Genomic DNA, 22,480 nt, shown 5'->3' with positions numbered 1-22,480 from the left:
ATTCGGGGGACGGCATGGCGGCATTGAGCATACGGGGCGTCACGAAGTCTTACGATGGCGCGCAACAGGTGTTGCACGGCATCGACGTGCAGGTGGCGGACGGCGAATTCATGGTGCTCGTCGGCCCGTCGGGCTGCGGGAAGTCCACGCTGCTGCGCATGGTCGCGGGGCTGGAAACGATCACGTCGGGCGAGATCGCCATCGGCGAGAAGGTGGTCAATCGCGTGGAGCCCAAGGATCGCGACATCGCCATGGTGTTCCAGAACTACGCGCTCTATCCGCACATGACGGTCGCGCGCAACATGGGCTACAGCCTCAAGCTGCAGGGGCTCGACCGCTCGACGATCGATTCGCGCGTGGCGGCGGCCGCCGAAATCCTCGAACTGGGCAAGCTGCTCGAGCGCAAGCCGCGCGAGCTTTCGGGCGGCCAGCGTCAGCGCGTGGCGATGGGCCGCGCGATCGTGCGCGAGCCTTCGGTGTTTCTGTTCGACGAACCGCTCTCGAACCTCGACGCGAAGCTGCGCGTGCAGATGCGCCTCGAGATCCAGCGTCTGCATGCGCGTTTGCGTACGACGAGCCTGTACGTCACGCACGACCAGATCGAGGCGATGACGCTTGCGCAGCGCGTGATGGTGCTCAACGGCGGACGCGCGGAGCAGATCGGCACGCCGAGCGAAGTGTACGACCGGCCCGCTTCGATGTTCGTGGCGAGCTTCATCGGCTCGCCGGCCATGAACCTGCTGCGCGGGCGCGTGAGCGACGACGGCCGGCGCTTCGAAGTCGCGGGCAACGGGCCGCATCTGCCGCTCGGCGATGCGCCGGCCTGGCTGCCGAAGGGCGCGCAATGCGTGTTGGGCGTGCGGCCCGAGCATATGCACGCGCGCGGCGCCAACGAGCCGGTCACGCTCGAAGTCGAGACCTGTGAATTGCTCGGCGCGGACAACCTCGCGCACGGCCGCTGGGGCAGCGCGGATGTGGTGGTGCGCCTGCCGCACGAAACGCGGCCCACGCCCGGCGAGCGGCTGGCCGTGCACCTGCCGCCGGCGCGCCTGCACTTCTTCGATCCGGCTACGGGCAAGCGTCTGGGCTAGGCCGCGCCTGCCGGTGCCAACGCCGCGGCCTGCGCGCGAAAGCGGCGCTCGCCACGGCCTCGATTGTCGTAAACTGTCGCATCGCGCGGGCGCAAATGCCGCCCGCGCCATTCGTATCGGCAAGTAACGGCGCGTACCGGCATGTAGCGGTATGTACCGGCACTAAACACGAACAGGCGACATGGCCGCAATTCCTTTTCTCCGCTTCCCCGCCCCATCTGCACAACCCGCGCGTAACCTGTGTCAGGCGCGCCGGAGCCGCGCTTGAGCGCGCGCGAACTGCCCACCGGGCTGATGCTCGTTCACGGCAATCAGCCCGAGCGCATGCGCGACCTGATCGTGAGCTGGATCGGCCAGAACCCGATCGCGCCGCTCGAAAAGGAAATGTTCCTCGTGCAGAGCAACGGCATCGCGCAGTGGCTCAAGCTCGCGTTTGCCGCCGATCCCGAGGAGGGCGGCTGCGGGATCGCGGCGGCGTTCGAAATGTCGCTGCCGTCGCGCTTCCTGTGGCAGGTATATCGCGCCGTTCTCGGCAACGACGCGGTGCCCGCGGTCTCGCCGTTCGACAAGTCGCGCCTCGTCTGGCGTCTCATGCGCATGCTGCCGGCGCTGCTCGACGAGCCGGGCTACGCGCCACTCAAGCGCTTCATGGCCAACGACGAAGATCAGCGCAAGTGCTTCCAGCTCGCGCAGCGCGTGGCGGATTTGCTCGACCAGTATCAGGTCTACCGCGCGGACTGGCTCGCTGCGTGGGCCGCGAACGAGGACGTGCTGATCGATGCGCGCAACGCGCGCACGCCGCTGCCCGAGGAGGCGCGCTGGCAGGCTGCGCTCTGGCGCGCGCTGCTCGCGGATGTGGGCGCGCAGGCGCAAGACGGCATCGGCCTGCGCGACACGGGGCGTGCCGCCGTGCACGAAGCGTTCATGGCGCGCGCGCAGTCGTGGCAGGCGGGCGACGCCCGGCCGAAAGGCCTGCCGCGCCGGCTGGTGGTGTTCGGCATTTCGAGCCTCGCACGCCAGTCGGTGGAAGTGCTCGCGGCGCTCGCGCGCTGGAGCCAGGTGCTGATGTGCGTGCATAACCCCTGCATGCACTACTGGGCCGACATCGTCGCCGATCAGGATCTGCTGCGCGCGCGCCACGCGCGTCAGCGCCGCCGCGCGGGTGCGCCCGACCGGATCGATGAGGCGCAGTTGCATCTGCATTCGCAGCCGTTGCTCGCGGCCTGGGGCAAGCAGGGACGCGACTTCATCGGCCTGCTCGACGAATACGACAGCGACGAAGCGCGCGAGACTTACGCGCCGCATTTCACGCGCATTGGTCAGCGTATCGATCTGTTCGACGGCGAAGACGCGCTCACACTGCTCTCGCAGTTGCAGGACGACATTCGCGATCTGCGTCCGCTTGGCGAGACGCGCGAGCACTGGGAGCCTGTCGATGTGCAGGCGGACGAATCCATTCGCTTTCACGTTGCGCACAGCGCGCAGCGCGAAGTGGAGATCCTGCACGACCGCCTGCTCGCCGCATTTACGGCAGACCCCACGCTGCGTCCGCGCGACGTAATCGTGATGGTGCCCGACATCGAAGTCTATGCGCCGCATATCCAGGCGGTGTTCGGCCTGCTCGACGGCAGCGACCCGCGCAGCATTCCGTTCAGCGTGGCCGACCGCGCACAGCGCACGTTCGACCCGCTCATCGGCGCGCTGGAAATGCTGCTTTCGCTGCCGTACTCGCGCGTGACGGTGAGCGACGTGCTCGACCTGCTCGAAGTGCCGGCCGTGCGCGCGCGCTTTGGCATCGACGCCGAAGACGTGCCCACGCTGCGCAACTGGATCGACGGCGCGAATATCCGCTGGGGCCTGCATGCGGGCCAGCGTGCGAGCCTCGGGCTCCCCCAGGCCGACGAACTCAGCGCACCCAATAGCTGGGCGTTCGGTCTGCGGCGCATGCTGCTGGGCTACGCCGCGGGCGAGCGTGCGGGCGCCTGGCGCGGCATCGAACCGTACAGCGAAATCGGTGGGCTCGACGCCGCGTTGCTGGGCCCGCTCACGCGCCTCGTGGATGCGCTCGATCACGCGTGGCGCACGCTGCGCGAACCGGCTACGGTGGAAGTGTGGTGCGAGCGTCTGCGTGCGTTGAAGGCGGCGTTTTTCGCGGCGCAGGACGAAGACGCCTACACGCTCGACCGCCTCGACGGCGCGCTCGAAACGTGGCGCGAGGCCTGTGATGAAGCCGCGCTCACGCAGAGCTTGCCGCTCGCCATCGTCGCGGAGAACTGGCTCGCGGCGCTCGAAGGCGGCGGCCTCTCGCAGCGCTTCTTCGCGGGCGCGGTGACCTTCGCCACGCTCATGCCGATGCGGGCGATTCCGTTCCGGCGCGTGTGCCTGCTCGGCATGAACGACGGCGACTATCCGCGCAGCCGCACGCCGCTCGACTTCGACCTCATGCGCCGCGACTATCGCCCCGGCGACCGCTCGCGCCGCGAAGACGACCGCTATCTGTTCCTCGAAGCGCTGCTTTCGGCGCGCGACCATCTGCATGTTTCGTGGATCGGGCGCAGCGTGACCGACAACACGCCGCGTCCGCCTTCGGTGCTGGTCGGACAGTTGCGCGATCATCTCAAGGCCGGCTGGCGGCTCGAAGGCGACGAAAACGACAACGGCGAAGCGCTGCTCGACGCGTTGACCATCGAGCATCGCCTGCAGCCGTTCAGCCCGGACTATTTTCCGCCGCGGCCGGATGAGGCGACGCTGTATACGTATGCGCACGAGTGGGGCAAGCCCGCCCAGGTGCGGCCCGCGGCTGAAGCGAACGCCGACGTCCTCGCGCCGACTGAACGCGACGAGCCGCTGTCGATTCGCGAGCTCGGCGAATTCCTGCGCGAGCCGGTTCGCAGCTTCTTCCGGCAGCGTCTGCGCGTGGCCTTCGGAAGCGTGGACGCGGCGAGCGAAAATCACGAGCCCTTCGAGGTGGACGCGTTGCAGGCGTGGCAGCTCCAGGGCGAGTTGATCCGCGCGCAGGTTCTGGCAATGGAACGCGGCGAAGACGATCTCGAACCGGCCGCGCTTGCGCGCCTCGAGCGCATGCATCGCAGCGGCGACCTCGCGACCGGCGGCTTTGGCGAGGTGATCGGCGAAGAACTGCTCGCGCCCATGCCCGAGCTGTTCGCCGAATATCGCAAGGCGCTCGCGCGCTGGCCCGAGCCGCTCGAGCATCAATACGAAATCCGTCTCGATGCGACGCGGGAAGGCCGCATCGTCTCGCTCGACGACTGGCTCGACGATTTGCGCGCGGGCCCGGACGGCGCGCTCGGCCGCGTGATTCTGGAGCCGGGCACGCTCGTGAAGGACCACCGCTATCGCAGCGACCGTCTCGTACCTTATTGGGTCGCGCATGTGGCCGCGCAGATCGCGGCCGGGCCGGTGACCACGGTGATCGTCAGCAAGGTGGGCGTGGTGGAGTTCGCACCGCTCGCCGCGCAGGTTGCGCGCGACTATCTGGTGGCGCTGCTGGCCGCGTGGGACGACGGTGCGCGCCGGCCCTTGCCGCTCGCGGTGAAGACCGCGTTCGCATGGCTGCGCAAGCTGCCTGATCCATTCGACGGCACGCGCGCGATGGTGCCTGCCGAAGCGTGGGAAGCCGCACGCGCGGCCTACGAGGGCAATGGCCGCACGCCGGGCGAGCGCGAGACGAACGCGTATTTGCGCCGCGCTTTCCCCGATTTCGACGCGCTCGTTGCCCACGACGAGTTCATTACGCTCGCCACGACGCTGCTGCTGCCGGTGAGCCGCGCGCCGCTCGCGTCGTCGCGTGCGAAGCGGGCCTCGAGCGAGGCAGGAGGGGCGGCATGAATCCGCTCGGGAACATGGACGTCCAAGTCCTGGAGCCACTGCGCTTCCCGCTTTACGGCAGCCGCCTGATCGAAGCGAGCGCAGGCACGGGCAAGACCTTCACGATCGCCATGCTGTACGTGCGCCTCGTGCTGGGGCACGGCGCGCTCAACGCAGCAAGCGCCGAAGCGGATTTCGATGACGAGGCGCGCACGTCAGGCCGCGCGCTCACGCCGCCCGAAATTCTCGTCGTGACCTTCACCGACGCGGCCACGAAGGAGTTGCGCGAGCGCATTCGCGCGCGCCTCATCGAAGCCGCCGAATGCTTCCGCGTCGAGCCTGAAGACGTGCCCGAGCGTGAGCCGGGAGAAGACCTGTTGCACGATCTGCGCGAGGACTACGCGCCGGAGCAGTGGCCCGCGTGCGCGCGCCGCCTGCAACTGGCGGCCGAATGGATGGACGAAGCCGCGGTCTCGACGATTCACGGCTGGTGCAATCGCATGCTGAGCGAGCACGCGTTCGACAGCGACAGCCTCTTTTCGCAGACGCTCGAAACCGACCAGACGGAATTGCGCGCCGAAGTCGTGCGCGACTACTGGCGCACCTTCATGGCGCCCCTCGACGCGGCGAGCGCCGCCGAAGTGAGGGCATGGTTCGCGAGTCCCGACGAATTGCACGACGCGATACGCGGGCTGCTCGCGCACGCCGATCTTTTGCCCGACGCATGCGACCCTGGCGCAGCACTGGCAGACGCCCGCCGGCGCGCACGCGACGAACTCGAAACGCTGAAGGCGCCGTGGCGCATCTGGATCGACGAGGTCGAGGCGTTGCTCAACGCGGCGCGCGCCGCGAAACAGTTCGACGCCAGAAAGCTCAATTCGAAGCACAGCGAAACATGGATCGGCAAGCTGCGCGACTGGGCCAACGATCCCGCATCCGCGCATCCCGGTTTCGACGACAAGGCGGCCGTGTGGACGCGCCTCACGCCCGCGGGCCTCGCCGAGATCTGGGTGAAGGGCGAGCCGCCCGGGCATGCGGCCTTCGTGGCGATGGAAAGCTTGCGCGAGTCGCTGGCTGCGCCGCCCGCGGCGAAGCAAGACCTGCTGTGCCACGCGGCACGCTGGGTGGCGAAGCGCTTCGAGGAAGAAGAGGCGCGCCGCTCGCAAATGGGCTTCGACGATCTGCTCACGCGGCTGCGCGCGGCGCTGCAGCGCGAGAACGGCCCACGTCTCGCGGAAATCATCCGCAAGCAGTATCCGGTCGCGCTGATCGACGAGTTTCAGGACACCGACCCGGTTCAGTACCAGATCTTCGATGCGGTCTATCGCATCGCCGAACACGACGCCGAAACGGCCATCGTCTTGATCGGCGACCCGAAGCAGGCGATCTACGCGTTTCGCGGCGCGGACATCTACACCTACCTGCGTGCGCGTCGTGCCTGCGAGGGGCGGCTCTACACGCTCAAGAAGAATTTCCGCTCGACGCGCGCGATGGTCGAGGCGGTGAATCGTTGCTTCGAGGCGGCGGAATCGCGGCCAGAGGGTAGCGGCGCGTTTTTGTTTCGCAGCCCTGATGGACGCGAAAACGCACTGCCGTTCGTGGCTGCCGATGCGCATGGACGCCCCGAGAAGCTGGTTGCCGCCGGCGCGGCGCTGCCCGCGCTCAACGTCTGGTGGATGCCGCCTGCCGCAGATGGCAAGCCGCTCAGCAAGGGCGCGTATCTCGCGGGCATGGCCGGCAGCTGCGCGACCGAGATGGTGCGCCTGCTCAATCTCGGCCAGGAGCAGGCAGCGGGTTTCTCGGGCGAGCGCGGCATGCGGCCGTTGCAGCCCGCGGACATGGCGGTGCTCGTCAACAACCGCAGCGAGGCGCAGGCGATACGCGAAGCGCTGGCCGCGCGTGGCGTGCGCAGCGTCTATCTGTCGGATCGCGACTCGGTGTACCAGACGCCGCAGGCCGAAGAACTGCGCTTCTGGCTCGCGGCCTGTGCCGAGCCCGACGACGGCCGCCTCGTGCGCACGGCGCTCGCCACCCCCACCCTCGGGCTCGCGTGGGCAGAACTCGACCGGCTCGGGCACGACGAGATCGCGTGGGAGTCGCGCGTGCTGCAGTTCCGCGAGTACCGCGAATGCTGGCGCAGGAAGGGCGTGCTGCCGATGTTGCGCCGCTTGTTCAACGACTTTCACGTGCCGCAGCGCCTGCTTGGCGAAACCGCTGGTGCCGGGCTCAATGGCGAGCGCGCGCTCACGAACCTGCTGCATCTCGCCGAACTGCTGCAACAGGCGAGCACGCAGCTCGATGGCGAGCACGCGCTGATCCGCTATCTCGACGAGCAGCGCGAAGACGAAAGCGCGGGCGGCGGAGGCGACGCGCGGCAGTTGCGTCTGGAAAGCGATGCGGGACTCGTGCAGGTGGTCACGATCCACAAGTCGAAGGGCCTGGAATATCCGCTCGTGTTTTTGCCGTTCGCGTGCGCGCACCGCGCCGTCAAACCCGACGACGTGCCGTTCAAGTGGCACGACGACGAAGGCGAATTGCGCGTCACGCTCGAGGCTGACGCGCGCGTGCTGCGTCAGGCCGATCGCGAGCGCCTCGGCGAGGACCTGCGCAAGCTCTACGTCGCGCTGACGCGCGCGCGTTACGCCACGTGGGTCGGCTATGGGCCGGTGCAGGGCGTCGAGGCGAGCGCGTTCGGGTATCTGCTCGGCGGCGGCGCGGCCATTCCTGCTCAGGAAACCGAAGCATGGCTCGACATGTTGCGCGGCCAGTGCACGGACATTGCAGTCGCGCCCGCTCCGGTAGCGCGCCGCGATCTGCTCGCGCTGCGCGACACCGGCGCCGTGCGCGGTAAGGCGCGCACGCTCGCGCATCGCGAGCGCGAACGCTGGTGGATCGCGAGCTATTCGAGCCTGAAGACGCTCGAAACGTCGATCGGTTCGGGCGTGCCCGTCGAAGCGGACGATGCGCGCGGCGCGCCCGACACGCGCAGCGAGGATGTGTTCCTCGAACTGCTCGACGCGAGCGTGCCGCCTGAAGACGACGATGCATTCGCAAACGCCGGCCAGACGCTCGTCGCACCCGCGCTTGCGCCGATGCACGGGTTCGAACGCGGCGCGGACGCGGGCACGTTTCTGCACGAACTGATGGAATGGGCCGCCAACGAAGGCTTCGCCGAAATCGCGCAGGACGAAGCGCGCGTGCGCGACATGGTCGCGCGGCGCTGCAGCGTGCGCGGCTGGTCGCAGTGGATCGAGACGCTCACGGCGTGGATGCTCGAACTTGTGCGCACGCCGCTGCGTCTGCCCGACATCGACGGCGAGAGCGTGGCGCCCGTGGCGCTCGCGGCGTTCGAACCCGGCGCGTATATGGCCGAACTGGAGTTCTGGGTCACGGCGCATGCCGTCGATACGCTCGCAATCGACGCGCTTGTGACCGAATTCACGCTGGACGGCGAAGCGCGCCCCGCGCTCGACGCCGCGACGCTCAACGGCATGCTCAAGGGCTTCATGGATCTCGTGTTCGAACACGAAGGCCGCTATTACGTGGCCGACTACAAGTCTAACTGGCTCGGCCCCGACGATGCGTCCTACACGCCCGCGAAAATGCGCGCGCAGATCCTGCATTCGCGATACGAACTGCAATACGTGCTCTATCTGTTCGCGCTGCACAGGCTGCTCAAGTCGCGCCTGCCCGATTACGACTACGACCGCCACGTGGGCGGCGCCGTGTATCTGTTCCTGCGCGGCGGCCGCGCGCCGGGGCAGGGGCTGCATTGCGAACGGCCGCCGCGCGAGCTGATCGAACGACTCGACGCGCTCTTCGCGCGTCGCAACACGCTGGAGGATGTGGCATGACGAGGCGCCGCACGAAAGGGCAGGACGGCCTCACCGGCGATCTGTTCGAGCATCTGGAGATGCCGGACGCCGCGCCGGAACCGAGGCCCGGCGCCGCGCGCGAAACGGCCGGGCAAATGCTCGGCGTGCTCGACAATTGGGTCGAGCGCGGCTGGCTCCGCACGCTCGATGCCGCCTTCGCACGCTTTTTGTGGACAGAAGCGCCGCACAGTCCGCCGTTGCTGCTGCTGGCGGCCGCGCTTGCGAGCCATCAGCTTGGGCGTGGTCATGTGTGTCTCGACCTGAAGGCCACGCTGGAAGATCCGGCGTTCGCGTTGTCCCTTCCTCCAGATGGGCCGCAAATGCTGGCTGCGGTGCCGGCGCAGCCGCCTGCCGAAGTGCTCGCCGGCGTGACACTCGCGCAATGGCGCGCGGCGCTCGCGGTGCCCGATCTCGTGAGCGAGGAGACACCGATTGCCGACGTGGCACAAGGCAATGCGCCGCTCGTGCTGGCGGGCACACGGCTTTATTTGCGGCGCTACTGGCAATACGAGCAGGACGTGCGCGAGGGCATCGAGCGCCGGCTCACACGCGCGGCACAGCTCGAAGCCGCGTTGCCGCTCGACATCGCACGCGCGGCGCTCGATGCGCTGTTCGCACCGCGTAACGGCGAGGCACGCGCCAGCCAGGCCGCGCGCGCCGACTGGCAGAAGCTCGCCTGCGCGCTCGCCGCGCGCAGCGCGTTCAGCATCGTCACGGGCGGGCCGGGCACGGGCAAGACGACGACGGTGGTGAGATTGTTGGCACTCCTGCAGACACTCGCGCTCGGCCGTGCAGGGCAGGGAGCGCATGCCGCGCGGCCCTTGCGCATTCGGCTTGCCGCGCCCACCGGCAAGGCCGCGGCGCGTTTGAACGAATCGATTGCAGGCGCGGTCGAGCGGCTGCCGTTCGATGCGCTGCAGGCGCATGTCGACGCCGTGGCGCTGCGCAACGCGATTCCAACCGTCGTGACGACGCTGCATCGCGTGCTCGGCACGCGGCCCGGCAGCCGGCGCTTCAGGCACGACGCCGCGAATCCGCTGCCCGTGGACGTGCTCGTGATCGACGAGGCCTCGATGGTCGACCTCGAAATGATGGCCGCCGTGCTCGACGCGCTGCCGCCCTCCGCGCGGCTCATCCTGCTTGGCGACAAGGACCAGCTCGCTTCGGTCGAGGCCGGGGCGGTGCTGGGCGAGTTGTGCGACCGCGCGCGCGAAGGGCACTACACGCAGGCGTCGCGGGCGTGGCTCGAAGCGGCCACGGGCGAGCGCATCGACGCGGCCATGCTCGACGCGCACGGCCTGCCGCTCGACCAGGCCATCGCGATGCTGCGCGAGAGCCATCGTTTCGCATCGGAGAGCGGCATCGGCGCGCTGGCCGAACTCGTCAATCTGGGCGATGCAGTGGGAGTCGCGAAGATCTGGTCGCGCGGTTACGAGGATCTGGCACGCCTCGTGTGTCCCGCAGACGATGATGGCCCGTTGCGCTCGCTGATCGTCGATGGCCGCGTGGGCAAACACAGCGCCGCCCACACGCAGCGCCAGGGCTACCGCCACTACCTCGAAACGATGCGCACGACCCGGCCCGAGCCCGGCGCGACGCCCGAGGCGCTTGCCGGCTGGGCCGCTGGCGTGCTGAAGGCGCACGGCGCGTTTCAGCTGCTGTGCGCGCTGCGGCGCGGTCCGTGGGGCGTCGAAGGCCTGAACCGGCGCGTCGCGCGTCTGCTGCACGAAGAAGGGCTCATCGATCCGCACGGCGACTGGTATGCGGGCCGGCCCGTGCTCGTCATGCACAACGACTACGAGCTTGGGCTCATGAACGGCGATATCGGCATCGCGCTGGAGCTGCCCGTTGTGGCGGGGGAGCCGCCCGTGTTGCGCGTGGCCTTCCCGGCCGGCGACGGCTCGGGCGGCGTGAAGTGGGTCTCGCCGAGCCGGTTGCAGGGCGTGGAGACGGTGTTCGCGCTCACCGTCCACAAATCGCAGGGCTCGGAGTTTACCCACGCCGCGCTCGTGCTGCCCGACACATACAGCCCCATTCTCACGCGCGAACTCGTCTACACCGGCATTACGCGTGCGCGCTCGTTTCTCACGCTCGCGGTGCCCGAGGGGCGCTCCGTGCTCGATCGCGCCGTGCTCGCCAAAGTGCAGCGCGCCAGCGGCCTCATGGCGGGACTCGCGCGCGACGCTCAGGCTGCGTGAACCTGCGTGAGCGGCCGGCACATAGGCCGAGGGCCGCTTTGGGCGGCCCTCGGCGCGTGCTGCATGCGGCTCGCGGCTTAGACGATCGTGAGCGTCACGTCGATGTTGCCGCGCGTGGCGTTCGAGTACGGGCACACGATATGGGCCTTGTCGACGAGCGCCTGGGCGGCTGCGCGATCCATGCCGGGCAGCGAAATCTTCAGTTCGACTTCGATGCCGAAGCCATTCGGAATCTGGCCGATGCCGACATTGCCGGTGATCGAGACATCGGCGGGCAGGGCAATCTTGTCGCGCGCCGAGACGAACTTCATTGCGCCGATGAAGCATGCGCTGTAGCCCGCGGCGAACAGCTGCTCGGGGTTCGTGCCGTCGCCGCCCGCGCCGCCGAGTTCGCGCGGCGTGGTGAGCTTGAGGTCCAGGTTGCTGGCGGGAATGACGGCACGGCCGTCGCGGCCGCCGGTGACGTTGGCTTCGGCGCGGTAGAGGACTTTTTCGATCGACATGACAGGCTCCTTTGAGCAAAGACGGTTCGTTGAAGGTACGGCGGAGTACGGCATTCAATTTACTGATGCAAGGCGACAGCCATGTGCACCAGGGTCCAGCAGAAGAGCGGCGCTTGCGAATTTCCGGTCGTCAATTTCTGCATTCTATCTATTGCCAGATAGATTTCCGGCCGTCGAAACACGTTCATGATGCTCCTCTTTCTAACTATCTATCAGAAGATAGAATTCGCGGCCCGATAAAAGGGCGCTGAGCCGCCCCGTGTTTCAGGCCAGAGTACGTTACTGAGCCACGCGCCACATGGCTTCGACATCTTCGAGGCGCGACTTCGTATGGAACAGCCGGCTCGCCAGGACGCTGCCCTGCAAGGCCGCGAACAACGTACGGGCCGAGCTTTCCGGCTTGCCCCGCACGACCAGCGTGCCTTCTTTCGCGCCTTGAGCCAGCACCTCGGCCAGCCAGCTTTCGTTGGCGCGGAAGAACGCCTGCACCGCGTGACGCACAGTTTCCGGCAGTGATTCGATGTCGGCGGCCAGCATGCCGCACAGACAGATCTGGTTGCCGTCGCCCAGCGTCTTGCCGAAGAGCCGCGTGTACGTAGCGAGCTTTTCGCGCGCCGGCAGCGCCGCGTCGATCGACTGCAATCCCGCCATGACTTCGCCGCTGTACTGGCTCACCGCTTCGAGCACCAGGTCGTCTTTCGACGGGAAGTAATAGTGGATGCTCGACGTTTTCACGCCCACCAGCTCTGACAGGTCGCGGTAGCTGAACCCGTTGTAGCCGCGCAGCATCATGAGGGTGATGGCGTGGTCGAGAACCTGCTCCCGCACTGTCAGCTTCGTGTTCATGGGCTCTAATTTATCTACTGGAAGATAGATTGTCAAGCGCCTCACGAAATAAATTCCAGTGCGCCGGGCGCGACCTTGTGGCCGCGTCCGGCGGGGCGGCGTCAGATCCCGCGATGCCCGGCGCTGAAAATGAGGCGCAGGCCCAAGGCCCCGATCGCGCCGGCCGCAACGCGGTCGATCCAGCTCTTGGCGCGCAGATAGAGATCGCGCGGACGCTGGCTCGAAAAGCACAGCGCGACGACCGTGTACCAGCCGGTTTCGATCGCGAAGACGAGCGGTGGCAACGCGAAGTAGCACCACAGCGGCGGGTTATGCGGCAGCAGCGCGACGAAGATGCCGCCGTAGGCAATGGCCGTTTTCGGGTTGCTGAGCTGGGTGGTGAGGCCGCTCCAGTACGACTTGCCGGGGCGCTCGCCGGGTGCGGCCGTCCTGCTCACCGTGACGGGCGAGCCCGCGCCGCGCCAGATGCGCGAAGCGATATAGAGCAGATAGGCGCCGCCTGCGATCTTGAGCGCGGCGTACAGCCAGGCCACGGTGGCAAGCAGGGTGTAGAGCCCGGCGAGTGCGATGCCCGCGAAGCAGATCGCACCCGTGCCCATGCCGAGCGCGGTGGCGACGCCGTCGCGGCGCGAGAGACCGATCGAGTTGCGCGCGACGAGCACGAAGCTCGGCCCGGGGCTCATGGCCCCGATCAGGACAGCGAGGAGAATGCTGGCAACGGCAGCGAGGGGAGACATGCTGGCGGCTCCATGCGGGTGGGAAATTCGAACGCTAACACGCGCGCAGATGCGCCGCGGGGATTCCTCACTGGCGCCGCGGGATCGTGCCGGCCGCCTGAATAGTGCTTAGTTATCTTGAGCGATTGGGCTTGTCGCGCTCGCGATTCCAGTGGCGCAGCAGCACGCGCGTTTGTTCCGCGATGCTCTCTTTCAGAAAATCGGCCTTCGCCCTGTCGATGTCGTCCCAGCCGAGCATCGAGAGCGTGGAGCGGCGGGCGATGAAGAAAAGCAGAAACTGCCCATACAGGCTGAACATGCGCACCACGGTGAGCGGATCGCGGGCCGGCATGCCGGTAATGCGTTCGAGCAGTTCCACGTTGATGGTGTTCAGCGGCGAGCGCACGCGCTCACGCAGGATTTCCGAGCCGATCTCCGGTTCGCCGCCGCCCTGTTCGCGCGCGAAGAAGAGACGCTGGTCCGGCCCGTGCTGCTTGACGAAGGAACGGTCGGCCACGGCCGACTGGATGTCGATGAAGGCGTCGATCAGCGCTTCGACGTCCGCGTTGTGCTCGAGCGCTTCGCGTGCACGCAGCACGGCCGGCGCGAACGATTGCCACGATTCGTCGGCGATCGACTCCGCGCAGGCGCGATAGAGGCCTTCCTTGTTCTCGAAGTAATACTGCAGCGCCGGCGCGTTCACGCCCGCGCGCGCGGCGATGTCGCGCGTGGAGGCGCCGTCGAAGCCGTGCTGCCCGAACAGGCTGATGGCCGCCTCGATGATCTTGCGACGTGTCTCGTCGCCACGCGCATAGCCTCCGTCGGGCGAGCGTCGCAGTTTCTTACCTTCGCTCATGCATTTCCTTTCGTATCCCTGCGAAATATAACACTTGACACAATTTTTCCAGGTGGAATAATTTTGCCGACTGGAATAAATTGAGAATCAACAACATGTCTACGACTGCAGGCGCGCCCGGACGCGACGTGCCGGACGCCGCCGCTGCACCTGCGCGCAGCGGCGCGAAACGAACCCTTCTGATCCTGCTGGGACTGGCAGCGCTCATCGCCGCTGCGGTGTGGCTGGGCCACTGGTGGGTCGTCGGGCGCTTCATCGAATCCACTGACGACGCCTATCTGCAGGCCGACAGCGTGACGATCGCCCCGAAGGTGAGCGGCTATGTGACGGACGTCTACGTGGCCGACAACCAGGCCGTGAAAGTGGGCGACCCGCTCGTGAAGCTCGACGCGCGCCAGTATCAGGTGGCCCTCGACCAGGCGCAGGCCACCGTCGATGCGCGCACAGCGGACATCGAGCATGCGCAGGCGCAGATCGAGCAGCAGCGGGCGAACGTCGCTCAGGCACAGGCGCAGCAGGAAGTCGCCCAGGTGAGCCTGCGCCACGCGAACGACGAAGTGGCGCGCTACGCGCCGCTCGCGGCCACGGGGGCAGAAACGACCGAACGGCTTGCCGAACTCAAGAGCGAACGCGACAAGGCGCAGGCCACGCTCGCCGCCGACGCAGCCGCCGTCACGTCCGCGCGCTCGCAGATCTCGGCGCTGAACGCGCAGCTCTCGCAGGCGCGCGCGCAGCTCGAGGCGGCGCGTGCGAACGCCGCGCAATCGCAACTCGACCTCGACAATACCGTGGTGAAGAGCGCACTGGCGGGCCGCGTGGGCGACCGCACCGTCCGTGTGGGCCAGTACGTGCAGCCGGGCACGCGCATGCTGACCGTCGTGCCGGTGGAGCGCACCTACCTCACGGCGAACTTCAAGGAAACGCAGATCGGCCGCATGCGCGCGGGCCAGCCCGTGGAACTGCACGTCGACGCGCTGCCTGGCCACACGCTGCACGGCGTGGTGGACAGCTTCTCGCCGGGTACCGGCGCGCAGTTCGCGCTCTTGCCGCCCGAGAACGCCACCGGCAACTTCACGAAGATCGTGCAGCGCGTGCCGGTGCGCATCCGCCTCGATACCGGGCCCGAAACGCGCAGCGTGCTGCTGCCGGGCATGTCGGTGACCGTCGATGTCGACACGCGCTCCGCGCGTGAGGACGACCGCCGTATCGACCAAGAGAACCACCGTGGCTAATACGGCTCGCGCAGCGGTGCCGCATCCGCACGGCGAGCGCGCGAGCGCGGCCGACTGGATCGCCGTCGCGGCGGGTGCGCTGGGCGCGTTGATGGCCACGCTCGACATTTCCATCACGAACTCGGCGCTGCCGCAGATCCAGGGGCAGATTGGCGCGACCGGCACCGAGGGTACGTGGATCTCCACGGGCTATCTGATGTCCGAGATCGTGATGATTCCGCTCGCCGCGTGGCTCACGCGGGTGTTCGGACTGCGAAATTTCCTGCTGGCGAATTCGGCGCTCTTCATCGCCTTTTCGATGATGTGCGGCTGGTCGACTACGCTCGGCATGATGATCGCCGGGCGTATCGGCCAGGGCTTCACGGGCGGCGCGATGATTCCGACCGGGCAGACCATCATCCGCACGCGCCTGCCGCTTTCGCAACTGCCCGTGGGCATGACGGTGTTCGGCCTGATCGTGCTGCTCGGCCCGCTGCTCGGGCCCGTGGTGGGCGGCTGGCTGGCGGAGAACATCAGCTGGAGCTGGTGCTTCTTCATCAATTTGCCGGTGTGTCTCGCACTCATCACGCTGCTTATCGTCGGCCTCGAGCCCGACCGGCCGCACTGGGAAGCCTTTCTCAAGGCGGACTGGCTCGGCATTGCCGGACTGGCAGTGGGCCTGAGTTCGCTGACCGTCGTGCTCGAGGAAGGCCAGCGCGAACGCTGGTTCGAGTCGAGCTTCATCGTCACGCTCACGTGGGTCTCGCTCGCGGGCATGGTGCTCATCGCGCTTTCGCAGTTCACCGCGAAAAAGCCGATTCTGCGTCTGTCGCTCATGCGCAATCCGCGCTATGCGAGCGTCATCATCATCGTGTTTGCAGTGGGCGCCGGGCTTTACGGTATTTCGTATCTGCTGCCGCAGTTTCTGAGCCTCGTCGCCGGCTACAACGCGCAGCAGTCCGGCGCGATCATGCTGCTTTCGGGGCTGCCCGCTTTCCTCGTGATGCCGATTCTGCCGCGCTTGCTAGCCAAGGTGGACTTTCGCATCCTGGTGGTGTCCGGGCTGCTGCTCTTCACGTTGAGTTGCATGCTCGACATTTCGCTCACGGCGCAGAGCGTCGGTCACGATTTCGTCTGGTCGCAGCTCGTACGCGGCGTCGCGCAAATGCTCGCGATGATGCCGCTGAACCAGGCGTCGATGGCGGCGGTGTCGCGCGAAGATTCCGGCGACGCGGCCGGCCTCTACAACATGGCGCGCAATCTGGGCGGCTCGGTGGGTCTTGCGATCATCGGCACGCTCATCGACCGGCGCGAGACGTTCCATACCGCCGTGCTGCGCGAATCGCTCAGCGCCAATTCGGTCATCGGCCAGGAGCGCGTGGCCGGGAGCGCGGCCAGCTGGTTCACGCAGACGGGCGACATGGCGCATTCGCAAATGCAGGCGCTCGGCCAGATCGCGGCGCAGATCACGCAGCAATCGATGGTCATCACGTACTCCGAAACATTCTGGGTGCTCGGCATCGCGCTGGCGGCGTGCGTGCCGCTCGCGCTCCTGCTCAAGAAGCCGCAGCCTGGCGCACAAGCGCCGTCTGGCAGCCACTGAAGATTATCACTGACTCATGACGGCAACCCGTTACTCCCGAATCTCCTACGCCGCGCTGAGCGCGTTCGCGGCCGCCTGCTCGCTGGCCGCCTGCACCGTCGGCCCCGACTATCACGGCGCACCGGCCGTCGCGCCGGAAGCGGCGAACGCCGCTTCGTTCCTGCGCACGCCCGCGCAAGGCGTGACGCCCGCGCGTGCACCGAGCCAATGGTGGCTTGCGCTGAACGACCCGCAACTGAACACGCTGATCGAAGCAGCGCTTGCCCACAATCCCGATGTGCGCGCGGCGCAGGCGCGTCTGCGCGCCTCGCGCGCGCAACTGCAGCAGCAACGCGCCGCCGAACTGCCGAAGGTCGGCGCGAGCGCGGCGGCGATCCGCATGCGTGAGCCCAACCTGGGCGCCTTGACGTCGTCGAGCAGCAGCTCGGGTCAGGGCGGCTCTTCGGGCGGCGGCCCGATCACGTTCTACACGGCGGGCTTCGATGCCTCGTGGGAAATCGACCTGTTCGGCGGCACGCGCCGCGCCGTGGAAGCAGCGAGCGACGAGGCCGATGCCGTGGACGCCGATCTTGCGGATACCCAGGTATCGCTCGCGGCCGAAGTTGCGCAGGCCTATATCGACCTGCGCGACGAGCAGCAGCGCCTGACCATCGCGCAGCGCACGGCGCAACTGCAGCAGGAGATGCTCACGCTCACCGAGCAGCGCCGCGCGGGCGGTACGGCGGCCGAGGTGGACGTGGAGCGGCTCACCACCCAGGTGGAGAACACGCGCTCCACGATTACGCCGCTCGCGGCGCAAGTGGAAATATCGCTGGATCAACTGGCCGTGCTCACCGGCAAGGCGCCCGGCGCGCTGGATGCGGAACTGGCGACGGCGCAGCCGCTGCCCACGCTGCCCGCCAGCGTGCCCGTGAGCGATCCCACCACGATGCTCGCGCAGCGTCCCGATATTCGCGCGGCGGAGCGCCGCCTCGCCTCGAGCAACGCGCAGATCGGCGAGCACGTGGCGGATTTTCTGCCCAAGCTCACGCTGTTCGGCGACCTCGGCTTTACGGCCGCGGAGCCGGGCCACTTGTTCCGCAAGAGCAATTTCAGCTGGGTTGGGGCGCCGTATCTGCAGTGGAACGTGTTCGACTTCGGGCGCACGCTGGGCGCGGTGCACGGCGCGCAAGCTTCGCGCGACGAAGCCGAAGCGCATTACGAGAAGGCTGTGCTCGCGGCATTGCAGGACGCCAACGCGTCGCTCTCGCGCTATGGCTATCAGCGCGAGCATCTGGTGACTTTGCAGAAGGTGCAGGTTTCTGCCGAGCGTTCGGCGACGCTCATGCGCCAGCGCTACCGCGCAGGGGCGTCGAGCCTCGTCGACCTGCTCGACACGCAGCGCACGGAATTCGCCGCGCAGCAGAACGTGGTGTCGGGCCAGGCCGATTTGCTCAAGGACTACGTGTCGCTGCAGAAGAGCCTCGGTCTCGGCTGGCAGACCACTGCGGCAGCCACGGTCGCGACAGCCGCCCCTCCGGGCTAACCGGGTCCGGCAGGCGCATGCTCGTGCACGGCCGGCTCACGATAGCCGAGCCGCGCCGAGATTGCCGCGCCCGCGCGCTCGAGCAGGGCGATGTAGCGCGCTTTCGTATCCGCGCCGCAGCGCATGGTCGGAAACGAGATCGAGAGGCCGGCGTTGCGGGCGGCAACGGTGCTGCGGGCCTCGCGGCATCGTCAACGGCGGGCGCGGCGGTGGCGAATCCGGCCATCATCGGCGAGATGATTCCGCGTTTCGAACCGCTCGTGCCGGCGGCGACGGCGATGGTCGCCACCGCCTGCCTCGTGACCGCGATCCTCGTGCCGATGCTCGCGTCAGCTGCGTGCCTCGCCGCGTGCCATGCTGGCGAGTACGCCGTCACGGCGAATGAGCGCGTGAAAGAGCGCGGCGCCCAGATGCAGCAGCACAGTCGCGTAGAGCGCCATCGCAAGCCATGTATGCGCGGCGCGCAGCCATGCATAGAGCGTGACGTTATGCGGCACGATGGGCGGCAGGTGCACGCCGCCGAACATCACGATGGGATAGCCGCCCGCGGATAGCATCGACCAGCCGATCAGCGGCATGGCGATCATCAACGCATAGAGGACGAGATGCGAGGCGTGCGCGCCGAGGCGCTGCCAGACGGGCAGATCGGCCGGCAGGGGCGGTACGCCGCGCGTGAGCCGCACGGCCAGGCGCAGCAGCACGAGCGCGAGCAGCGCGATGCCCAGCGGCCGGTGGAGCGCGATCAAGGTGTCATGCAGCCTCGAGACGGTCGAGACCATCCCTACGCCGACGAACAGCATCGTAACGATCAGGACTGCCATCGACCAGTGAAGCAGGCGCTGGAGTGCGCTGAAGTGTTGGCCCGGTTGTTTCATGGCTGCACGTCTCCATGCGTTTGCGTGAGGTTGGCCTCTTCACGCGTGCGTCGATTGAACGAAACGGCATACGCTGCCGAACGGGCGGCGAGCAAGGGGTCGTCCGAAGGCTTCAGGCCGTTGGGCAGGATGGTCGGATCGTAGTTCACGTCGCGGCACATGCCGTTGGCTTGCGGCTCGGCGCGCTGCAAGACCAGCGTGCCGGCGTCGATCTGCTGGCGGTCCGCGGGCCATGATAGCGTGGCGTCGTTCGTGGGGTCGCCCGGTGCGGCGACCGCGAGCACCAGATGCCAGCGTAGCGGTCCTCCGGCGAAACGCGTGGAGAAGTCGTCGGCGAGGAAGTTCGGATCGGCTCTTTCTGCCGCGGTTTGCGGTGCATAAGCCACTTCGGGCACGGTCTGCCAGCGCACGGCGTGCTGGTTGCCCGCGGCATCGGTCGCGATGAACGCGTTGACGCTGTAGAACGCCGTATTCGCGAAACTGGAGGAGGGCGGGTGCGCCTTCAGCCACTGGCGGAACGGCAGCGTTTCCGGGTTCGCCTGGAAGAAGGCGTCGAGCTTCGCGGGGTCGGGCTTGCCCGTCGCCGGGTCCGGCTTCGAGGCGACTAGCTGGCTATAGAACTGCTTCGGGGTGCGAACGACGAAGATGGGCACGGAATTCATGCCGGTGCGCCACTGCTCGCCGTCCTGCAGCTGGAACAGTAACGCCATGCTGCGCACGGGCGTGCTCGCGTCCGGCGCGCCGGGGTTGCTGCCGGGAATGGCGAAGCGTCCGATCACGGGTGTGCGTCCTGGCGCGAACACCGCTGCTCGCGAGACCTGCGCGCCGTTGCCGTTGCTTTCGAACCAGCCTTCCACGCAAAGCCCCTTGGCGTGGTTGCGCCGATAGCCCGAGTGGATGCCGTAGTTCGACTCGAACGTATTGATGATATGTGGCGCGGTGATGCGCTTCGGCGTGAGCCAGCCGGCCGTCCATGCAAATGCCGCGCCAGCGCAACCCACCACCACCGCAATGGCCGCGAGCCGGCACGGCACGCAGATCGAGGCGCGGTTCACGGGCGGGCTCCGGTGCGCATGCGCCGCAACGCATGCGAAAGCGAAATGTGTGCGAGTGTATGCATGATGGATCCAGTCGATGGTCCGAGGGTCGTTACTGGCGTCAACAACACGTCGCCGCGTTTTATTCCATGCGCGAAGCGAATTCGTGCAACCATGCCCGGGCGGTCGTGGTTACCGTGCCGAAAGCGTTGAGCAGGCGTGGTGTGCGAAGGAGAGAGCGATGCTGACTGGCGGCTGTTCATGCGGCAAGGTCCGCTACCAGATTTCGGCTGCGCCGGTCGGCAGCACGGTATGCCATTGCGCGGATTGCCGGCGTGCAACAGGTGCGCCGTTCGTCGGCTGGCTCAGCGTGCCGTGGAGTGCGTTCCGGCTCGTTGCGGGCGCAACGAAAACGCATGCGTCGAGTCCGGGTGTCGAGCGCGCGTTCTGCGCCGATTGTGGCACGCCGCTCACGTACCGGCACGCGGCGTTCGTGGGCGAGATCGACATCGCGACCGGCACGCTCGATCGTCCCGACGACGCGCCGCCCGACAATCACAGCTGGACCTCGCAAAAGCTGGCCTGGGTGCAGCTCGCGGACGGCTTGCCGCAATATCCGCGTGCGCTTCCCGGGCCGTAAGCCGGAGAAGCGCGCGCGTTTTCAGCGTGAAGCGATCAACGATGCTCGGTCACGAACTTCGTGACGAGATAGGCTTCCATCGCTTCGCTGCCGCCTTCCGAGCCGTAACCCGAGTCCTTCACGCCGCCGAACGGCGTTTCCGGCAGGGCGAGGCCGTGATGGTTGATCGACAGCATGCCGGTTTCCACGTCGTCGGAGAGAGCGGCCGAAGTCGCGCTCGAACGCGTGTAGGCATACGCGGCGAGACCGTACGGCAGACGGTTCGCTTCGACGATCGCGTCCTTGTAGCTCGAGAAACGCGAGATCGGCGCGATCGGGCCGAACGGCTCTTCGTTCATGATGCGCGCGGAAAGCGGCACGTCGGTGAGCACGGTCGGTGCGAAGAAGTAGCCTTCGCGGCCCACGCGTTCGCCGCCCGTCAGCACCTTCGCGCCCTGTTCGCGCGCGTCGGCGACGAGGCGCTCCATGGCGGCGAGGCGGCGGTCGTTCGCGAGCGGGCCCATTTGCACGCCGTCTTCGAGACCGTTGCCCACCTTGATCGCGCGCGTCGTCGCGACGAAATGCTCGACGAACTCGTCGTACGCGGCGTCTTCCACCATGAAGCGCGTGGGCGAGATGCATACCTGGCCCGCGTTGCGGAACTTGGCGCTCGCGAGCAGCTTGGCGGCGCGCGGCACGTCCGCGTCGGCGAAGACGATGGCGGGGGCGTGGCCGCCCAGTTCCATCGTGGCGCGCTTCATGTGTTCGCCGGCCTTCGAGGCGAGCAGCTTGCCCACCGGCGTCGAGCCCGTGAACGAAATTTTGCGGATCGCCGGATGCGCGATCAGGTACGACGACACTTCCGCGGGCACGCCGAACACGAGGTTCAGCACGCCTGCGGGCAGGCCCGCGTCGGTGAACACCTTCACGAGTTCGGCGCAGCTGGCCGGCGTTTCTTCCGGTCCCTTGAGCACGACGGTACAGCCCGAGGCGAGCGCGGCCGACACCTTGCGCACGGCCTGATTGAGCGGGAAGTTCCAGGGCGTGAACGCGGCGACCGGACCCACCGGCTCGCGCGTGACGATCTGGCGAACGGCGTCAGTACGCGAGGGAATCACGCGGCCATAGGTGCGGCGGCCTTCTTCGGCGAACCAGTCGATCGTGTCGCCGCCCGCGAGCGTTTCGAGCTTCGCTTCGCCGAACGGCTTGCCCTGCTCGCGCGTCATGATCGCGGCGATGTCGTCTGCGCGATCGCGCAGCAATTGCGCGGCGCGGCGCATGAGCTTGCTGCGCTCGAGCGGCGAGACCTTGCGCCATTCGCGGAAGGCGCGCTCGGCCGCGCTGGCCGCATCCGAAAGATCCTGTTCGCTTGCGAGGCTCAGGCGGCCGATTTCCGCTTCGGTCGCGGGGTCGATCACGGCAATCGTCTTCGCGCCGGCGCGCCATGCGCCGTCGATGTAGATCTGGGTGTCGGGATAGGGCTTCACGCTGGAACTCATGATGGGACGATCCTTGTCAACGGTTCAACGACAGGCGCCCGCCTGCGCGCACGGCATTGCGCGCGGCGGGCGCCGGAAAATGCGGAGCGCCCATTGTGCCACTGCTTCGCCGAGGCTGCAGGGCGTGCCATTGCGAAGGGTGCGTTGGCCCCTCTTACCCACACTTTGAGACGGAGTGCATCCGCTGCGCGAGGGCAA

The 22,480-nt window shown here is 67.5% G+C and carries 15 protein-coding genes and 2 pseudogenes; 9 read left to right on the top strand and 8 right to left on the bottom strand.

Annotated elements, in window-relative coordinates:
* Positions 1-14: 14 nt before the first annotated feature.
* The 4 genes from BFD71_RS19915 (at position 15) to recD (ending at position 10,992) form a co-directional block, all read left to right on the top strand.
* Positions 15-1,091 (top strand): sn-glycerol-3-phosphate import ATP-binding protein UgpC, encoded by a 1,077-nt coding sequence (locus BFD71_RS19915; RefSeq protein ID WP_069266031.1) that lies wholly within the window; start codon positions 15-17, stop codon positions 1,089-1,091.
* 264 nt (positions 1,092-1,355) lie between these two features.
* On the top strand, positions 1,356-4,940 hold the full coding sequence (recC, locus tag BFD71_RS19910) for an exodeoxyribonuclease V subunit gamma (protein ID WP_256094816.1): 3,585 nt from the start codon (positions 1,356-1,358) through the stop codon (positions 4,938-4,940).
* Entirely contained in the window at positions 4,937-8,773 is a 3,837-nt protein-coding gene (gene recB, locus BFD71_RS19905; RefSeq protein WP_069266030.1) for an exodeoxyribonuclease V subunit beta, read from the top strand. The genes recC and recB overlap by 4 nt, the downstream gene beginning before the upstream one ends.
* Positions 8,770-10,992, top strand: a complete 2,223-nt coding sequence (recD, locus tag BFD71_RS19900; protein ID WP_083245353.1) for an exodeoxyribonuclease V subunit alpha — start codon at positions 8,770-8,772, stop codon at positions 10,990-10,992. The genes recB and recD overlap by 4 nt, the downstream gene beginning before the upstream one ends.
* Positions 10,993-11,069: 77 nt before the next feature.
* Here the strand turns inward: recD and BFD71_RS19895 are convergent, their stop codons facing one another.
* The 4 genes from BFD71_RS19895 to BFD71_RS19880 form a co-directional block, all read right to left on the bottom strand.
* On the bottom strand, positions 11,070-11,495 hold the full coding sequence (locus BFD71_RS19895) for an organic hydroperoxide resistance protein (RefSeq protein ID WP_069266029.1): 426 nt from the start codon (positions 11,493-11,495) through the stop codon (positions 11,070-11,072).
* 279 nt (positions 11,496-11,774) lie between these two features.
* Complete coding sequence (locus BFD71_RS19890) at positions 11,775-12,341, bottom strand: TetR/AcrR family transcriptional regulator (RefSeq protein ID WP_069266028.1); 567 nt, start codon at positions 12,339-12,341, stop codon at positions 11,775-11,777.
* Between the two features lie 101 nt (positions 12,342-12,442).
* A complete protein-coding gene (locus BFD71_RS19885) occupies positions 12,443-13,078 on the bottom strand; it encodes a LysE family translocator (RefSeq protein ID WP_069266027.1) in 636 nt (211 codons plus the stop codon).
* A 112-nt stretch (positions 13,079-13,190) separates the two neighbouring features.
* Positions 13,191-13,913: a CerR family C-terminal domain-containing protein gene (locus BFD71_RS19880; RefSeq protein ID WP_069266026.1), complete on the bottom strand. Its 723-nt coding sequence runs from the start codon at positions 13,911-13,913 to the stop codon at positions 13,191-13,193.
* A 95-nt stretch (positions 13,914-14,008) separates the two neighbouring features.
* Here BFD71_RS19880 and BFD71_RS19875 point away from each other — a divergent pair, with 95 nt between their 5' ends.
* The 3 genes from BFD71_RS19875 to BFD71_RS19865 are packed head-to-tail and all read left to right on the top strand — an operon-like array spanning position 14,009 to position 18,252.
* Positions 14,009-15,145, top strand: coding sequence for an HlyD family secretion protein (locus tag BFD71_RS19875; RefSeq protein WP_069266025.1), 1,137 nt, complete (start codon positions 14,009-14,011; stop codon positions 15,143-15,145).
* On the top strand, positions 15,081-16,727 hold the full coding sequence (locus tag BFD71_RS19870) for an MDR family MFS transporter (RefSeq protein ID WP_083245352.1): 1,647 nt from the start codon (positions 15,081-15,083) through the stop codon (positions 16,725-16,727). The genes BFD71_RS19875 and BFD71_RS19870 overlap by 65 nt, the downstream gene beginning before the upstream one ends.
* 16 nt (positions 16,728-16,743) lie before the next feature.
* Positions 16,744-18,252, top strand: coding sequence for an efflux transporter outer membrane subunit (locus BFD71_RS19865; protein ID WP_069266023.1), 1,509 nt, complete (start codon positions 16,744-16,746; stop codon positions 18,250-18,252).
* Here the strand turns inward: BFD71_RS19865 and BFD71_RS42210 are convergent.
* Positions 18,249-18,404: pseudogene (locus BFD71_RS42210) on the bottom strand (DNA-binding transcriptional regulator KdgR); the annotation flags it as partial. The gene BFD71_RS19865 and the pseudogene BFD71_RS42210 overlap by 4 nt on opposite strands.
* On the opposite strand from BFD71_RS42210, the pseudogene BFD71_RS39205 reads away from it, so the two are divergent.
* Positions 18,405-18,584 (top strand): annotated as a pseudogene (locus BFD71_RS39205) (2-keto-3-deoxygluconate permease); the annotation flags it as partial.
* On the opposite strand, the gene BFD71_RS19860 reads toward BFD71_RS39205, so the two are convergent.
* Complete coding sequence (locus BFD71_RS19860) at positions 18,582-19,127, bottom strand: cytochrome b (RefSeq protein WP_069266022.1); 546 nt, start codon at positions 19,125-19,127, stop codon at positions 18,582-18,584. The pseudogene BFD71_RS39205 and the gene BFD71_RS19860 overlap by 3 nt on opposite strands.
* Complete coding sequence (locus BFD71_RS19855; RefSeq protein ID WP_069266021.1) at positions 19,124-20,182, bottom strand: catalase family peroxidase; 1,059 nt, start codon at positions 20,180-20,182, stop codon at positions 19,124-19,126. The genes BFD71_RS19860 and BFD71_RS19855 overlap by 4 nt, the downstream gene beginning before the upstream one ends.
* A gap of 223 nt (positions 20,183-20,405) precedes the next feature.
* Here BFD71_RS19855 and BFD71_RS19850 point away from each other — a divergent pair, with 223 nt between their 5' ends.
* Positions 20,406-20,804 carry a GFA family protein gene (locus tag BFD71_RS19850; RefSeq protein ID WP_069266020.1) on the top strand — a complete coding sequence of 133 codons (399 nt, stop codon included), beginning with the start codon at positions 20,406-20,408 and terminating at the stop codon, positions 20,802-20,804.
* Positions 20,805-20,839: 35 nt separating this feature from the next.
* Here the strand turns inward: BFD71_RS19850 and BFD71_RS19845 are convergent, their stop codons facing one another.
* Entirely contained in the window at positions 20,840-22,282 is a 1,443-nt protein-coding gene (locus BFD71_RS19845; RefSeq protein WP_069266019.1) for an NAD-dependent succinate-semialdehyde dehydrogenase, read from the bottom strand.
* Positions 22,283-22,480: the final 198 nt, after the last annotated feature.

It is taken from the genome of Paraburkholderia nodosa (genome assembly GCF_001718195.1).
Lineage (GTDB): Bacteria > Pseudomonadota > Gammaproteobacteria > Burkholderiales > Burkholderiaceae > Paraburkholderia > Paraburkholderia nodosa_A.
The sequence above is the reverse complement of the archived record's forward strand: the minus strand, read 5'-3'. Positions and strand labels throughout refer to the sequence as shown.

Bases quoted from the DNA above. Each gene is read 5' to 3' on its own strand.
- BFD71_RS19915 (WP_069266031.1), top strand. From the start codon at position 15: ATGGCGGCATTGAGCATACGGGGCGTCACGAAGTCTTACGATGGCGCG.
- recB (WP_069266030.1), top strand. From the start codon at position 4,937: ATGAATCCGCTCGGGAACATGGACGTCCAAGTCCTGGAGCCACTGCGC.
- recD (WP_083245353.1), top strand. From the start codon at position 8,770: ATGACGAGGCGCCGCACGAAAGGGCAGGACGGCCTCACCGGCGATCTG.
- BFD71_RS19895 (WP_069266029.1), bottom strand. From the start codon at position 11,495: ATGTCGATCGAAAAAGTCCTCTACCGCGCCGAAGCCAACGTCACCGGC.
- BFD71_RS19890 (WP_069266028.1), bottom strand. From the start codon at position 12,341: ATGAACACGAAGCTGACAGTGCGGGAGCAGGTTCTCGACCACGCCATC.
- BFD71_RS19885 (WP_069266027.1), bottom strand. From the start codon at position 13,078: ATGTCTCCCCTCGCTGCCGTTGCCAGCATTCTCCTCGCTGTCCTGATC.
- BFD71_RS19880 (WP_069266026.1), bottom strand. From the start codon at position 13,913: ATGAGCGAAGGTAAGAAACTGCGACGCTCGCCCGACGGAGGCTATGCG.
- BFD71_RS19875 (WP_069266025.1), top strand. From the start codon at position 14,009: ATGTCTACGACTGCAGGCGCGCCCGGACGCGACGTGCCGGACGCCGCC.
- BFD71_RS19870 (WP_083245352.1), top strand. From the start codon at position 15,081: ATGTCGACACGCGCTCCGCGCGTGAGGACGACCGCCGTATCGACCAAG.
- BFD71_RS19865 (WP_069266023.1), top strand. From the start codon at position 16,744: ATGACGGCAACCCGTTACTCCCGAATCTCCTACGCCGCGCTGAGCGCG.
- BFD71_RS19860 (WP_069266022.1), bottom strand. From the start codon at position 19,127: ATGAAACAACCGGGCCAACACTTCAGCGCACTCCAGCGCCTGCTTCAC.
- BFD71_RS19850 (WP_069266020.1), top strand. From the start codon at position 20,406: ATGCTGACTGGCGGCTGTTCATGCGGCAAGGTCCGCTACCAGATTTCG.
- BFD71_RS19845 (WP_069266019.1), bottom strand. From the start codon at position 22,282: ATGAGTTCCAGCGTGAAGCCCTATCCCGACACCCAGATCTACATCGAC.